Source organism: Candidatus Thiodiazotropha sp. AKAK2, from assembly GCF_058244685.1.
In genome coordinates, this window is record NZ_JBSYOP010000030.1 from 31,683 (window position 1) to 46,078 (window position 14,396).

At 54.3% G+C, this 14,396-nt stretch carries 11 protein-coding genes and 1 riboswitch; of the genes, 7 read left to right on the forward strand and 4 right to left on the reverse strand.

The genetic code is table 11. From position 1 onward, the window contains the following. Position 1 precedes the first annotated feature (1 nt). Together argJ and AC4IE8_RS13490 are read left to right on the forward strand one after the other, a co-directional pair. Positions 2-1,204 carry a bifunctional glutamate N-acetyltransferase/amino-acid acetyltransferase ArgJ gene (argJ, locus tag AC4IE8_RS13485; protein WP_490791232.1) on the forward strand — a complete coding sequence of 401 codons (1,203 nt, stop codon included), beginning with the start codon at positions 2-4 and terminating at the stop codon, positions 1,202-1,204. 41 nt (positions 1,205-1,245) lie between these two features. After that, positions 1,246-2,184: a Nudix family hydrolase gene (locus AC4IE8_RS13490; RefSeq protein ID WP_490791233.1), complete on the forward strand. Its 939-nt coding sequence runs from the start codon at positions 1,246-1,248 to the stop codon at positions 2,182-2,184. On the opposite strand, the gene AC4IE8_RS13495 is transcribed toward AC4IE8_RS13490, so the two are convergent. Further along, positions 2,185-2,577 carry a PilZ domain-containing protein gene (locus AC4IE8_RS13495; protein WP_068990753.1) on the reverse strand — a complete coding sequence of 131 codons (393 nt, stop codon included), beginning with the start codon at positions 2,575-2,577 and terminating at the stop codon, positions 2,185-2,187. It lies immediately after the preceding gene. Positions 2,578-3,042: 465 nt separating this feature from the next. Here AC4IE8_RS13495 and AC4IE8_RS13500 point away from each other — a divergent pair, with 465 nt between their 5' ends. After that, the gene (locus tag AC4IE8_RS13500) at positions 3,043-5,154 is read left to right on the forward strand and encodes a response regulator (RefSeq protein ID WP_068990757.1); all 2,112 of its coding nucleotides are present in this window, start codon (positions 3,043-3,045) and stop codon (positions 5,152-5,154) included. A 133-nt stretch (positions 5,155-5,287) separates the two neighbouring features. Here the strand turns inward: AC4IE8_RS13500 and metF are convergent, their stop codons facing one another. The 3 genes from metF to metK all read right to left on the reverse strand — a co-directional run bounded on the left by metF (position 5,288) and on the right by metK (position 8,972). Continuing rightward, entirely contained in the window at positions 5,288-6,136 is an 849-nt protein-coding gene (gene metF / locus AC4IE8_RS13505; RefSeq protein WP_068990760.1) for a methylenetetrahydrofolate reductase [NAD(P)H], read from the reverse strand. Positions 6,137-6,248: 112 nt separating this feature from the next. After that, the gene (ahcY, locus tag AC4IE8_RS13510) at positions 6,249-7,655 is read right to left on the reverse strand and encodes an adenosylhomocysteinase (protein ID WP_068990762.1); all 1,407 of its coding nucleotides are present in this window, start codon (positions 7,653-7,655) and stop codon (positions 6,249-6,251) included. A gap of 20 nt (positions 7,656-7,675) precedes the next feature. Beyond that, positions 7,676-7,760: riboswitch (S-adenosyl-L-homocysteine riboswitch) on the reverse strand. A 27-nt stretch (positions 7,761-7,787) separates the two neighbouring features. Next, positions 7,788-8,972 (reverse strand): methionine adenosyltransferase, encoded by a 1,185-nt coding sequence (gene metK / locus AC4IE8_RS13515; protein WP_068990765.1) that lies wholly within the window; start codon positions 8,970-8,972, stop codon positions 7,788-7,790. 157 nt (positions 8,973-9,129) lie between these two features. Here metK and AC4IE8_RS13520 point away from each other — a divergent pair, with 157 nt between their 5' ends. The 4 genes from AC4IE8_RS13520 (at position 9,130) to AC4IE8_RS13535 (ending at position 14,370) form a co-directional block, all read left to right on the forward strand. Then, on the forward strand, positions 9,130-9,696 hold the full coding sequence (locus AC4IE8_RS13520) for a thioredoxin family protein (RefSeq protein ID WP_068990768.1): 567 nt from the start codon (positions 9,130-9,132) through the stop codon (positions 9,694-9,696). 266 nt (positions 9,697-9,962) lie between these two features. Continuing rightward, positions 9,963-11,951: a transketolase gene (gene tkt, locus AC4IE8_RS13525; RefSeq protein ID WP_068990771.1), complete on the forward strand. Its 1,989-nt coding sequence runs from the start codon at positions 9,963-9,965 to the stop codon at positions 11,949-11,951. An 81-nt stretch (positions 11,952-12,032) separates the two neighbouring features. Further along, positions 12,033-13,034, forward strand: coding sequence for a type I glyceraldehyde-3-phosphate dehydrogenase (gene gap / locus AC4IE8_RS13530; protein WP_068990774.1), 1,002 nt, complete (start codon positions 12,033-12,035; stop codon positions 13,032-13,034). Between the two features lie 154 nt (positions 13,035-13,188). Beyond that, positions 13,189-14,370 carry a phosphoglycerate kinase gene (locus AC4IE8_RS13535; RefSeq protein ID WP_068990776.1) on the forward strand — a complete coding sequence of 394 codons (1,182 nt, stop codon included), beginning with the start codon at positions 13,189-13,191 and terminating at the stop codon, positions 14,368-14,370. Positions 14,371-14,396 lie beyond the last annotated feature (26 nt).

Sequence of the window (14,396 nt, forward strand, 5' to 3'; positions counted from 1 at the left end):
GATGAGCGATTCTGCACACACGGTTGCTGGAGTAAAGCTGGGTGTTGCGGCGGCAGGGATCTCCTATGCCGACCGGGATGACCTGCTGGTGATGCAGCTGGCGGAAGGGGCGCAATGTGCTGCGGTGTTCACCCGCAATGCCTTTTGTGCCGCACCGGTGCAACTGGCCAAGGATCATTTAAACAAGGGCAGCCCCAGACTGCTGCTGATCAACTCAGGCAATGCCAATGCGGGCACTGGACAAGCGGGGATGGAGGATGCCATCAGCTGTTGTCGGGAGCTGGCCGATTTGGCCGCATGCGAACCCCATCAGGTGCTGCCTTTCTCCACCGGCGTGATCGGTGAGCGATTGCCGGTCGAGCAGATGAAACAGGCTTTTCCCAAGGCCCTTGAGGCTTTGGCAGAGGATGGATGGGAGTCTGCATCGCGGGCGATCATGACCACCGACACTCGTCCGAAGCTGGCCTCGCGCCGTTTTCAGGTGGATGGTGTGACTGTTCAGGTGACCGGTATGGCCAAGGGCTCGGGTATGATCCGCCCTGATATGGCCACCATGCTGGCCTATCTGGCAACCGATCTGGCGGTATCCGGGGAGCTGCTGCAGAGCTGTCTCGATCGAGCCGTCAAGCCCTCCTTCAACAGCATAACGGTGGATGGAGACACCTCGACCAATGATGCCTGCGTCTTGGTTGCCACCGGCGCTTCACCTCTGCCGCCGCTGCGTGACGCCGAGTCTCCTATCTATCGGCAGCTGGCGGATGCGGTGCTCGATCTCTGTATGGAGCTCTCCAGAGCGATCATTGCCGACGGAGAGGGGGCGACCAAACTGGTGGATGTTGAGGTCAACGGCGCGGCCAGCGAATCGGAGGCCCGGCAAGTGGCCTACACCATCGCTCATTCGCCGCTGGTGAAGACCGCGCTGTTTGCTTCTGATCCAAACTGGGGCAGGATTCTGGCTGCTGTGGGTCGTGCCGGCATCGAGGATCTGGTGATCGATCAGCTGGAGATCTGGCTGGATGATGTCTGCATCGTACGTCAGGGAGGTCGGGCATCCGACTACACGGAAGCTGCCGGTCAGGCGGTGATGCAGAAAAGTGAACTGACCATTCGGGTAGAGCTGGGTCGGGGCAGTGCCACGACCAAAGTGGTGACCTGCGATCTCTCCTACGACTATGTGAAGATCAACGCCGAATACCGCACTTAGTGTTAACAGTGCGCTAGCTAACCTTTCACGGGTTATTTCTCATGAAGATCCACGTCGCAGCCGCTGCAATCCTCGATGAGTCTGGCAGGGTACTGATCAGCCAGCGGGCTAAAAATACCCACCAGGGCGGTTTGTGGGAGTTTCCCGGTGGTAAGCTCGAGGCTGGGGAGACGGCAGAGGCGGCGCTCTCCCGTGAGCTTGAAGAGGAACTGGGGATTCTGCCGCTGGCGACTGAACCACTGATCAGGATCCGGCATGACTACGTGGATCGCCATGTGGTGCTCGATTTCTATCGGGTTACCGCCTATCGGGGTGAGCCCAAGGGGCTTGAAGGACAGCCTCTGCAATGGCTTTCGCCCGCTGACATGCAGCCTGAAGACTTACCCGCAGCGGATCGACCGGTAATCAGCGCCCTGAAACTGCCGCAACAATACATGATCACCGGGCGCGATGCGGAGCAACCCGGGCAGTTTCTGAGCCGTCTTTCACTGGCTATCGAGCGGGGGATTCAACTGGTTCAGCTTAGAGCTCATCAATTGTCGGACAGCGCCTATCGGCAACTGCTGGCTGACGTGCTTCCCTTGTGCCGCGCCAGTGGGGTAAATCTGCTTATCAATCGTCCTCAGGGGGTGTTGGCGTGGCATTCTGAGGCGGACGGGCTACATCTCACCGCAACTCAGCTGGTATCACTCACCCAACGGCCTGCCGGCGCGAAGCTGATCGGTGCCTCCTGTCATCAGCTTGAAGAGGTGAAACTGGCCGAGCGTGCCGGCCTCGATTATGTGCTGCTTTCTCCGGTTCAGAGGACGACAACGCATCCACAAGCAGTCAGTCTGGGCTGGCCCCGCTTTGCCGAATTGGTCGACCAGGTCAATCTACCGGTCTATGCCCTCGGCGGTCTCTCCGCAGACGATCTGCCAAAGGCAATTTTAAGCGGTGCACAGGGGATAGCGGCAATCTCGGCATTCTGGCCGGATTGATCAGTCGCTGAATCCATACTCCTCAATCAGCTTCTGCAACTGCTCGATCTTGTCGTCGGACTGGTCCACGAATTCGCAGCCGGAGTCATAGAATGCGGTATTGATATCTTTTGAGCTCCATCTGCAAATGGCTTTGAAATTCAGGAAGTTAATCTCTTCATTTCCATCAGGTAGATGAATTTTCAAATCCAATTCCTCACCGGTCGGAATGGGTTTTTCACCAATCAGCATCAGCCCCTGTGAATTGATATCAACCACCTGTCCCAGTGGCGTGTTATCTTCTGTTCGCCAGACTCTGAGGTAGTAGATCAGATGGCGGCGTTTCACGGATCTTCGGTCTTCAGGTTTGAGGCTGTTCTCGTGGATGTGTTCTGCGGGGCTTTTGATGTACATCTTGGAAACCTAAATTATTATGTGAGTTAAAGGGTTAATGTTGACTGGAAGCTGATTTGAGGACAAAGTCCATACTTTTCTCAGGGCAGGCTTGGTGGATAACTCCCAGTAAGATCATAGTTGCTGACTGTGAATGCGCAATTCCCGCTGCCATGCGTCTGCCGGGCATGGGGCTGGAAACTCACTGATATTTAGCATCGGGATCTGAAAACACATAAAATTGATCTTCAGCAAAAAACGGGAATATCCTATAACAGGGGATAGACTGATGGATTTGTGAGTATTTATCCACAAAGTGGGTAAATAAAGTGCATTTAATTCTTGTCCGGATTGAAAAATGTGCGACATATGTAGAATGGAGTTGTTAAGGGATGGGTGTGATCTCCAAAGTGGATCCGGGGTTTCTGAAGCTGGATTGGCGCAGCAGTGCGTGCCGCTTAGGAATCTATCCAGGGAAACTATGTGATGCTTAAGAGATTCTTCGAGTCGAGGCTGCTCGCCAATTCGGAGTACCAGCAAGCGCTCGTACGGCTGGGGATATGGATTTTCTGTTTCCTTTCGATGTGGTTCGCCATCCAAACCCACTACTACTCTGTCGACCTGCCCCTGTTCATTGCCCTCTACACCTCCTACTTCACCTATTTCGTTCTGCTTCTGGTCAGTATCGTCATCTGGCCGAAGGTGCCCTACCGGGTTGAGATCGATCTGATTGTTGATATCAGCGCCACCAGCCTGGCGATTTTCTTGACCTCGGATGCTTTCAGTCCGTTCTATCTGATCTATCACTGGATCTACATCTCCTATGGAATCCGATATGGCGCCAGGCCGTTGATGATCGCATCGATATTGAGTTTCCTCTCCTACGGTGCGGTTTTGACCTATCTGCAGCAGTGGCAGGTGCATATCTTCGAAGCCTTCGTGTTTGTCCTGCTGCTGTTGGTCATTCCCGCTTATCAGTACATCCTGCTGAGGCAGTTGCACCAGGCACGACAGGAGGCGATGCTGGCGAAACAGGCCAGAGGTAACTTTCTCGCCACCATGACCCACGAATTGCGCACCCCGCTGGTCGGCGTGATGGGCATGGCCAGGTTGCTGCAGAACACCCCACTGGATGCAGAGCAGAAAGAGTATGTGCAATCGATCAATGATTCCGTCCGCTTGCTCAGATCGATGATCAGTGATGTGCTGGATCTTTCCAAGATTGACGCCAACAAACTGGAGTTGACCAGCGACTGGTTTGATCTGTATGAGCTGGTGAAAAACATCTCCTCGAGCCTGGCCTCAGAGGCCCAGGCTAAAAAGTTGGAGATGTATTGCTGGGTTGATCCGGGTATACCGCAGAAGCTCTATGGTGATCGTCTCAGAGTCACCCAGATTCTGTTCAATATGGTGGGTAATGCGATCAAGTTCACCGACCGGGGCTATGTCTGCCTGCGGGTAACGCTGGCAGAGGCGGATGCCAATGTACCGACCAGACACATTCTGTTTGAGGTCGAGGACAGTGGAATCGGTATTCCGGAGGAAAAACTCGCCGAGATATTCAATGCCTACTGGCAGTCAGAGAATGCGAGTCAGCAGCGGCGCTATGAGGGCTCGGGGCTCGGGACATCGGTGATCCGTGATCTGACGGGATTGATGAAAGGGCGGGTGAATGTGATCAGTAGGCTTGGGGAGGGAACAAAATTCAGTGTCCAGCTACCCTTGCTCGGAGAGGAGATCGATCGCTCACAGCAGCAGGTCGTACCGATGGCCCAGAGATACCCATTGCTGAAGGGTAAGAAAGTGCTGATTTATGATCAGGACCCGAATGCACTGCAGTTGCATCTGCAGTTTGCCGATGAGCTTGAAATGGAGGCTCTGGCGGCAACGGAATTGAACGCTTTCTGTCGGCAATTGAGCGGTGATGTGAATCTGGTCCTGGTGTGTGACTCCTTCAGTGACAGTTCGATCAAACAGGTGATCCGTTGCGTCAACACGATTGAACCTTCGATACCAATGGTGTTGGCAGTCTATCGCACCCAGAACCTGAGTTACACCTCGATCAACACGCCGCTGTTGATCAAGCCATTTCTCTGTACTGATTTTGCCAAGGTTGTGATGGAGTTACTGGTGCCACATCAGGAGCGGAATCAGGAGGCTGAAGCACCACCGGAAAAAGCCAACAATAACCGTCCCATCAATGTACTGCTTGCGGATGACAATGCGATTGCTTCAAAGGTCATGGCCACGTTACTGAAGCAGCGAGGGCACAGTGTCAAAGTGACCAAAAGCGGCAAAGAGGCTTTGCAGGCATTAAATGAGAAAGAGTATGAGTTGGCCTTTGTCGATCTGTGTATGCCCGATGTGGATGGTATCGAATTCACCCGCCTTTATCGGGAGAGAGAGTCTCAGAGTCGCTATATGCCGATCTATGCGCTGACGGCGAACAGTGTTGAGGATATGATGGAACACTGTATCCGGGTCGGTATGGATGGATTTCTGACCAAACCGGTGGAGCCTGAAGAGCTTGACGGTATCATCGAACGGCATCTCAGCGGACGACTCAATAGCAAACATTGGTTGCCAGTTCCGAGCTGAGGATTGGTTCAGCTGTCGTTGTCAATCTGTGGAGAGTGGCTGAGCTGTCCAGTTTCACGACTACCCGGTTGAAACCCCGAATGTTGTATCAGCCGGATAGTCGTATGGTCAGGTCGATGCCAGTGTCAGCTGTTTATAATCCCAGCGACTGCCAAATCTGCTGACACTGAGCGGATCGATTCATGGTATAGAAGTGGAGTCCCGGTGCCCCACCGGCGAGCAGCCGTTCGCTCAGGTTGCTCACCACCTCGATGCCGTAACTGCGGATCGACTCCAGATCATCGCCGTAGCTCTCCAATCGTTTTCTCAACCAGCGGGGGATCTCGGTACCGCAACTGTCAGAGAATCTTGCCAGTTGTGCAAAATTAGTGATCGGCATGATCCCCGGCACGATGGGAATCTCGATCGCTAGACGCTGGCACTCCTCGAGAAACCTGAAATAGGCATCCGCATTGTAGAAATACTGGGTGATGGCACTGCTGGCCCCGGCATCCACCTTGCGTTTGAAGTTTTGCAGATCCTGTTGCGGTGTGGCCGCCTGGGGATGGAACTCGGGATAGGCGGCCACTTCGATGTGGAAATAGTCGCCGTAGTGTTGGCGAATCAGTTCAACCAGCTGATTGGCGTGGTTGAGCTCACCCAGACCGCCCAGCCCGGTGCCGGAGGGCAGGTCGCCACGCAATGCCACCAGCCGCTTGATGCCTTGGGCTTTGTAACGCTCCAGTATCTCCAGGATTTCATCCTGATCCGCACCAATGCAGGAGAGGTGAGGGGCGGTGTCGATCTGTTGTTCAATCAGCCAGTCGACCGTGTCAAAGGTACGCTGTTGGGTTGAACCACCTGCACCATAGGTGACCGAAAAGAAAGCGGGGTCCAGGCCTTGCAGCTGTTGTACATTGGTTTTCAGGTTCTCCATACCCTTCTCCGTCTTCGGCGGAAAGAGTTCGAAGCTGAAAATCTGTTGTTTTGTTTGATCATTCATGACAAGCAATTACCGTATAAAGGTTATACGCATGAGCAATGGACCGGCTGAGCGGATTACTCCTCACAACCGGTTAATCTCCATTTTTGGCAGACCTTAAAGGCCTGGGTGCTCAATAGCGATAGTGGTCGGGCTTATAGGGGCCTTCAACGGGCACACCGATATAGTCAGCCTGATCCTGGGAGAGGGTCGTCAGTTTGGCACCGATCTTGGTGAGATGGAGCCGGGCAACCTCTTCGTCGAGCTTCTTGGGCAACACATAGACCTTGTTCTCATACTCGCCTGAGCGGGTGAAGAACTCGATCTGCGCCAAAACCTGATTGGAGAAGGAGTTGGACATCACAAAGCTGGGGTGGCCGGTGGCGCAGCCCAGGTTGACCAGGCGTCCTTCCGCCAGCAGGATGATCCGCTTGCCATCGGGAAAGATGACATGATGTACCTGAGGTTTGATCTCCTCCCACTGGTAGTCACGAATACCGGCAATATCGATCTCATTGTCGAAATGGCCGATATTACAGACGATCGACTGGTTCTTCATGGCAGCCATGTGATCATGGGTGATGATATTGAAGTTGCCGGTGGTGGTAACGAAGATATCCGCCTGCGGTGCGGCCTCTTCCATGGTGATCACCCGATAACCTTCCATCGCCGCCTGCAGGGCGCATATCGGGTCGATCTCGGTGACCCATACCGTTGCCCCCAGACCACGTAGAGACTGGGCGCAGCCCTTGCCGACATCCCCATAGCCTGCAACCAGCGCGATCTTGCCGGCAATCATCACATCGGTTGCCCGTTTGATACCGTCCACCAGGGACTCACGGCAGCCGTAGAGATTGTCGAATTTGGACTTGGTCACCGAATCGTTGACGTTCATGGCGGGAAAAAGCAGGGTACCCTGTTCCATCATCTGGTAAAGACGATGCACACCGGTGGTGGTCTCTTCGGTCACCCCTTTGATCGATTCAGCCATCCGGTGATAGCGTTTGGGATCCTCCTCCAGGCTGCGTTTCAGTACGCCGAGGATCACCTGCCACTCTTCCGCATCGTCCGCCTTGGGCTCGGGCACCGCGCCTGCGTCGGCGAATTCGACCCCTTTGTGCACCAGCAGGGTGGCGTCGCCACCATCATCGAGGATCATGTTCGGCGATTCGCCGTCCGGCCAGTTGAGTACCTGTTCGGTACACCACCAGTACTCTTCCAAGGATTCGCCTTTCCAGGCATAGACCGGAATCCCCTGGGCTGCGATTGCCGCCGCCGCATGGTCCTGGGTGGAGAAGATGTTGCAGGAACACCAGCGTACCTCGGCGCCCAGCTCCACCAGGGTTTCGATCAGCACAGCGGTCTGTATGGTCATGTGCAGGGAGCCGGTAATGCGTGCGCCTTTGAGGGGTTGCTCGGCGGCATACTTTTCGCGGATCGCCATCAGGCCGGGCATCTCGGTCTCGGCAATGGCAATCTCACGGCGGCCGAAATCGGCCAGTGAAATATCAGCTACTTTATAGTCGGTGAACTCACTCATGGTAGTCATCTCCTGAATATCGTGAGTGAGCGCGGTTTGTCATGTTGTTTCAACCTCCCTGCCGAGCCTGGCGGAATTGAATCCGTTGCAGCGCTCCTCGGCATGGAAGCTCTAAAAATGGTCTCGGTCCTTTTAGAGTTTTGCGTCCGCCCGCAGGGCCTCCGCCTTATCTGTGTTCTCCCAGGTAAAGCCTTCATCCTCACGGCCGAAGTGGCCATAGGCGGCGGTTTTACGGTATTTGATCTTGTCGCTGTTCAACAGATCGAGCATTTTCAGAATGCCATAGGGCCTGAGGTCGAAATGCTCGCGCACCAGGGCGGAGATCGCTTCATCTGCGATCTTACCCGTACCGAAGGTCTCAACCATGATCGAGGTCGGTTCCGCCACGCCGATGGCGTAGGAGATCTGGATTTCACAGCGCTCGGCCAGGCCAGCCGCGACAATGTTCTTTGCCACATAGCGGCCCGCATAGGCGGCAGAGCGATCGACTTTCGATGGATCCTTGCCGGAGAAGGCGCCGCCACCGTGTCTCGCCGCACCACCATAGGTATCGACGATGATCTTGCGCCCGGTGAGGCCGCAGTCACCCACAGGGCCACCGATGACAAAGCTGCCGGTCGGATTGATGTGGATCTTCTCCTGAGGGCACTTGTCCAGCCACTCCTTGGGAAGCACAGGCTGGATGATGTTCTCCATCACTGCTTCCTGGAGCTGCTTATAGTCGATATCCGGATCGTGCTGGGTGGAGAGTACCACCGCGCCGATACCGCTGACCTTGCCATCCTCATACTGCAGGGTTACCTGGCTTTTTGCATCCGGACGCAGCCAGGGCAGTATGCCCGACTTACGGATCTCCGACTGCCGTTTCACCAGCCGCTGGGCATAGGTGATGGGGGCGGGCATCAAGACGTCGGTCTCATTGGTTGCATAGCCGAACATCATGCCCTGGTCACCGGCGCCCTGTTCTTCCGGGGCGGAGCGGTCGACACCCTGGGCAATGTTGGCCGATTGTTTGCCGATCAGCGACATCACCGCGCAGGTCGAGCCGTCGAAACCCACATCGGAACTGGTGTAGCCGATATCACAAACCACCTCTCTGACCAGATCGTCCAGGTCGATCCACGCCTCGGTGGTAATCTCTCCGGCAACGATGACCGCACCAGTTTTAATCAGAGTTTCACAGGCCACACGAGCTCGATCCGGATGGGGATCCTGGGCCAGGATCGCATCCAACATGGCGTCCGATATCTGATCCGCAACCTTGTCCGGATGTCCTTCAGAGACAGATTCCGAGGTGAAAATAAACTCTTTACTCATGTTATTCCTGATAATTTGTATGTCATCGGTAGCACCGACTTGGTGATACATCTATGGCTTGACGGCCAACGCTCAGCGAAACGGGATTTTACACACCAGCTCGCTTTTTGCATAATGCCCCACCCCGATTCAATTCAATGTATTGAGCGAAATAATAATGGTATCCCTACAGACACCGATTTGTGACTTTGATGCTGAGGCCCTGGATTTCCAGCTCCCTGGAGTTGATGGCAAGACCTGGTCCCTGCAACAATGTGCCGGAGAGAATGGACTGCTGGTGATGTTTATCTGTAACCACTGCCCCTATGTGAAGGCGGTAATTGACAGAATTATCAGGGATACCAAGGAGTTGGCGGCGTTGGGTGTGAATGCAGTGGCAATCATGTCGAACGACCCCACCGATTATGCGGAAGACTCCTTCGAGAACATGCGTCTGGTCTCGGAGCGGTTGGGCTTTCCTTTCCCCTACCTGATTGATGAGACTCAGCAGGTTGCCAAGGCCTATGGTGCAGTTTGTACCCCCGATTTCTTTGGCTACAACGGCGATCTGAAACTGCAATATCGGGGCAGACTGGATGAAAGTAAGAAGGAAGCGGCCGACCCAAATGTGCGTCGTGACCTCTTTGAAGCGATGAAGCAGGTTGCCCAGACGGGTCGAGGACCTCAGGATCAGATACCCAGTATGGGCTGTTCCATTAAGTGGCGTGAAGAACCAACTTCTTGAATTTGCTTGAAAAATGAAGCTGTAGCCCATTCCATCAAGCCAGCTTATCGGCCATTAAAGCAAGCTGCTTTGCTCTGTGCTTGCTGCTTGGGTCAGAATAGCGAACCTTTGCCCGAGCGGGTTAACCATTGCCGTATGCGAAAAGGGGACGGCATAACCAGGTACGCAAGGGTTGATTAACAAAGAATTTAGCGGATTTCCGCCTCGTTAAGTCGTTAAGGACTTAGAAACAGATTAACAAATCATTAATAAATCAGGAGGGGTCAATGTCCTCACGCAGAGAACTCGCCAATGCCATTCGTGCCCTGAGTATGGATGCTGTGCAACAAGCCAATTCAGGTCATCCAGGGGCACCCATGGGGATGGCAGATATTGCCGAAGTACTGTGGAACAGCCACCTGAAACACAATCCGGCCAATCCGGATTGGGCTGATCGCGACCGTTTTATTCTGTCAAACGGCCATGGTTCAATGCTGATCTATTCGCTGCTTCACCTCACAGGTTACGAGCTGAGCATCGATGATCTTAAGAATTTCCGTCAGTTACACTCGAAAACACCGGGTCATCCGGAATATGGCTACGCACCAGGTGTAGAGACCACCACCGGTCCGCTGGGGCAGGGTATCACCAACGGTGTGGGTATGGCCCTGGCCGAGAAGACCCTGGCGGCACAATTCAACAAGCCGGGTCATGAGATCGTCGACCACTTCACCTACGTGTTCCTGGGTGACGGTTGTATGATGGAAGGCATCTCTCATGAAGCCTGCTCTCTGGCTGGAACCCTCGGTCTGGGCAAGCTGGTCGCTTTCTGGGATGACAACGGCATCAGTATCGACGGTGAGACTGAAGGTTGGTTCACTGATGATACCCCCGCCCGGTTCGAATCTTACGGCTGGCAGGTGATCCGTGATGTTGACGGCCATGATGCCGACGCCATCAATCAGGCTATCGAGGCTGCCAAGGCTGATGCTGACAAACCCTGCCTGATCTGCTGCAAGACCACCATCGGTTTCGGTTCACCCAACCTGGCCGGCAGCCACGACTGTCATGGCGCCCCATTGGGTGCTGACGAGATTGTCGCCACCCGTGAGAAACTCGGATGGGCACACGATGCATTCGTGATTCCTGAGGAGATCTACGAAGGTTGGAGCGCAAAGGCTTCCGGTGCAGAGTCTGAGTCCGGTTGGAACGATAAGTTTGCCGCCTATCAGTCTGCTTTTCCTGAGCTGGCCGCTGAGTTCAACCGCCGTATGAGTGGTGATCTGCCGGACAACTGGGAAGCCGAGGCTGCCAAGTTTATTGCTGAGGTGAATAGTAAGGCGGAATCTCCGGCAACCCGTAAAGCCTCGCAGAATGCGCTCAATGGTTATGGTCCACTGCTGCCGGAATTCCTCGGTGGCTCAGCTGACCTGACCCCTTCAAACCTCACCGCCTGGTCCGGCTCCAAGTCGATCACCGACGGCAATGCGGATGGTAACTACATATCTTACGGTGTGCGTGAGTTCGGTATGTCTGCAATCATGAACGGTGTGGCACTGCATGGTGGTTTCATCCCTTACGGCGGCACCTTCCTGATGTTCTCCGAGTATGCCCGTAACGCTCTGCGTATGTCGGCACTGATGAAGATCCAGTCGATCTTTGTCTATACTCACGACTCCATCGGTCTGGGTGAGGATGGACCTACCCATCAGCCGGTCGAACAGATCCCAACCCTGCGTATGGTGCCGAACATGGACCTCTGGCGTCCCTGTGACGCAGTGGAAACCGCCGTTGCCTGGAAAGCGGCGGTAGAGAAGCGTAACGGTCCTTCCTGTCTGGTCTTCTCCCGTCAGGGTCTGGCCCATCAGGAGCGTACCGATGCGCAGATTGCAGATATCGCCAAGGGCGGCTATGTGATTGTCGATTGTGACGGTACACCGGACGCAATCGTTATTGCCACCGGCTCTGAGGTGGACCTGGCAGTCAAGGCAGCAGCCGAATCCAACAAGCAGGTACGGGTTGTTTCCATGCCCAACACCAGCGCCTTCGATGCACAGGATGCAGCCTACAAAGAGTCTGTACTGCCTGCTGCTGTAACTGCCCGTGTGGCAGTGGAAGCCGCTGTGACTGATGGCTGGTACAAATACGTTGGTATCAATGGCAAGGTTATTGGTATCAATCACTTCGGTGAGTCGGCGCCTGCCGGTGAACTGTTCAAAGAGTTCGGCTTCACAGCAGAGAACGTACTCGCTGCGATCAACGAAGTGACCGCTTAAGATGGTTGAGAGGCGCGTTATTCGCGCCTCCCGCCAATACTGACTAATGACAATTCTATATATGTATAACGGAGAATCGCTATGACTATCAAAGTAGGTATCAACGGTTTTGGCCGCATCGGCCGTATGGCATTCCGTGCTATCGCAAAAGACTTCCCTGGTATTGAAGTCGTCGGCATCAACGATCTGCTGGAGCCCGATTATCTGGCCTACATGCTGAAGTACGATTCAGTCCATGGCAATTTCGATGGTGATATTTCTGTCGATGGCAGCAACATGGTTGTGAACGGCAAAAAGATCCGCCTCACCGCTGAGCGCGATCCAGCTGACCTGAAATGGGATGCGATCGGTGCTGATCTGGTCATCGAATGTACCGGTTTCTTCCTCACCGAAGAGACCTGTCAGAAGCACATTGACGCGGGTGCCAAAAAGGTCGTACAGAGTGCGCCTTCCAAGGATGCTACCCCAATGTTCGTTTATGGTGTAAACCACAACGAATACAACGGTCAGGCGATTGTTTCCGCCGCCTCCTGTACCACCAACTGTCTGGCGCCTGTGGCTAAAGTGCTGAACGACAAGTGGGGCATCAAGCGTGGCCTGATGTCTACCGTGCATGCGGCAACGGCGACCCAGAAGACTGTTGATGGACCTTCCATGAAAGATTGGCGTGGTGGTCGCGGTATCCTGGAAAACATCATTCCTTCCTCTACCGGTGCTGCCAAAGCTGTAGGTAAAGTACTGCCTGAGCTGAACGGCAAACTGACCGGTATGGCTTTCCGTGTACCGACCTCTGACGTCTCTGTTGTCGATCTGACTGTTGAACTCAACAGCGGCGCCAGCTACGACGACGTCTGTGCTGCCATGAAAGCGGCTTCCGAGTCTGGCGATCTGGCTGGTGTACTGGCCTATACCGAAGACAAAGTGGTTTCCACCGATTTCCGTGGTTGCTCCAATCCTTCCATCTTCGATTCCGGCGCCGGTATCGCACTGGACGACACTTTTGTCAAAGTTGTCTCCTGGTACGACAACGAGTATGGCTACACCTGCAACATGCTGCGCATGGTTGAGCACGTCTCCAAGTAAGTGCTGATCTTTACGGGGCAGGATTAATCCTGCCCCGTAACTCCACAGCGAGAGTCATGAGTTATGTATTTTTTGACAGCTTTGTAATCTGTAACAACAAAATCCATAACTCAGAATTCATATTTTAAAATTACAATCGAAGCAGGAGTCTGTTATGTCATTTATCAAGCTGACCGATCTTGATCTTGCCGGCAAGCGCGTATTGATCCGCGCTGATCTCAATGTGCCGGTTAAAGACGGCAAGGTAACTTCGGATGCGCGTATCACAGCTTCCATGCCAACCATCGAGCACTGTGCCAAGGCCGGTGCGAAAGTGATGGTGATGTCACATCGTGGCAGGCCGGAAGAGGGTGTCTATTCAGAAGAGAACTCGATGGCGCCAATTGCCGATGACATGTCTGCCAAACTGGGTGGCGCAGTTCGTCTGATCAAAGAGTATCTGGATGGTGGTTTCGATGTGGCGGAAGGTGAAGTTGTGCTGCTCGAGAACGTCCGTTTCAATGCCGGTGAGAAGAAGGACAACGAAGCGCTGTCAAAGAAATATGCCGCTCTGTGTGATGTCTATGTCATGGATGCGTTCGGTACCGCTCATCGTGCCCAGGCCTCTACCCATGGCGCCGGCAAGTTTGCTCCGGTTGCCTGTGCCGGACTGTTGCTCGCCGATGAGTTGGATAACCTGGCGAAGGCGCTGGCCAATCCGGCCCGTCCGATGGTGGCAATTGTCGGTGGTTCCAAGGTTTCAACCAAGCTGACCGTTCTCGAAGCGTTGTCAGAAAAGGTCGACCAGCTGGTTGTTGGTGGCGGTATCGCCAATACCTTCCTCAAGGCCACCGGACACAATGTGGGTAAGTCCCTGTGTGAAGATGATCTGGTACCCACCGCTCAGGCTCTGATCGAAAAGATGAAAGACCGTGGCGCCAATATACCTATCGCAACCGATGTGGTGGTCGGCAAGAACTTTGCCGAAGAGGAGCCTGCGGTACTCAAGCCTGCCGGTGAGGTTGCTGATGAAGAGATGATTTTCGATATCGGTCCAGACAGTGCCAATGAACTGGCTGAGATCATCAAAAAGGCTGGCACCATCGTCTGGAATGGTCCGGTCGGGGTATTCGAATTCGATCAGTTTGGTGAAGGCACCAAGACCGTCTCCATGGCGATCGCCGATTCCGATGGTTTCTCCCTGGCAGGCGGCGGTGACACCATCGCGGCCATTCAGAAGTACGACATCTATAACAAAGTCTCCTACATCTCAACGGCTGGCGGTGCTTTCCTGGAGTATCTGGAAGGTAAAACCCTGCCTGCGGTGGCGATGTTGGAGGCTTGTGCAGCTAAATAGGATGTCCACTGATCAGAGGCCGGACA

What these genes read in the sequence shown, in the direction of transcription:
- AC4IE8_RS13490 (WP_490791233.1), top strand. Translation starts at nt 1,246, where the DNA reads ATGAAGATCCACGTCGCAGCCGCTGCAATCCTCGATGAGTCTGGCAGG.
- AC4IE8_RS13520 (WP_068990768.1), top strand. Translation starts at nt 9,130, where the DNA reads ATGGTATCCCTACAGACACCGATTTGTGACTTTGATGCTGAGGCCCTG.
- metK (WP_068990765.1), bottom strand. Translation starts at nt 8,972, where the DNA reads ATGAGTAAAGAGTTTATTTTCACCTCGGAATCTGTCTCTGAAGGACAT.
- AC4IE8_RS13535 (WP_068990776.1), top strand. Translation starts at nt 13,189, where the DNA reads ATGTCATTTATCAAGCTGACCGATCTTGATCTTGCCGGCAAGCGCGTA.
- AC4IE8_RS13500 (WP_068990757.1), top strand. Translation starts at nt 3,043, where the DNA reads ATGCTTAAGAGATTCTTCGAGTCGAGGCTGCTCGCCAATTCGGAGTAC.
- tkt (WP_068990771.1), top strand. Translation starts at nt 9,963, where the DNA reads ATGTCCTCACGCAGAGAACTCGCCAATGCCATTCGTGCCCTGAGTATG.
- metF (WP_068990760.1), bottom strand. Translation starts at nt 6,136, where the DNA reads ATGAATGATCAAACAAAACAACAGATTTTCAGCTTCGAACTCTTTCCG.
- gap (WP_068990774.1), top strand. Translation starts at nt 12,033, where the DNA reads ATGACTATCAAAGTAGGTATCAACGGTTTTGGCCGCATCGGCCGTATG.
- AC4IE8_RS13495 (WP_068990753.1), bottom strand. Translation starts at nt 2,577, where the DNA reads ATGTACATCAAAAGCCCCGCAGAACACATCCACGAGAACAGCCTCAAA.
- argJ (WP_490791232.1), top strand. Translation starts at nt 2, where the DNA reads ATGAGCGATTCTGCACACACGGTTGCTGGAGTAAAGCTGGGTGTTGCG.
- ahcY (WP_068990762.1), bottom strand. Translation starts at nt 7,655, where the DNA reads ATGAGTGAGTTCACCGACTATAAAGTAGCTGATATTTCACTGGCCGAT.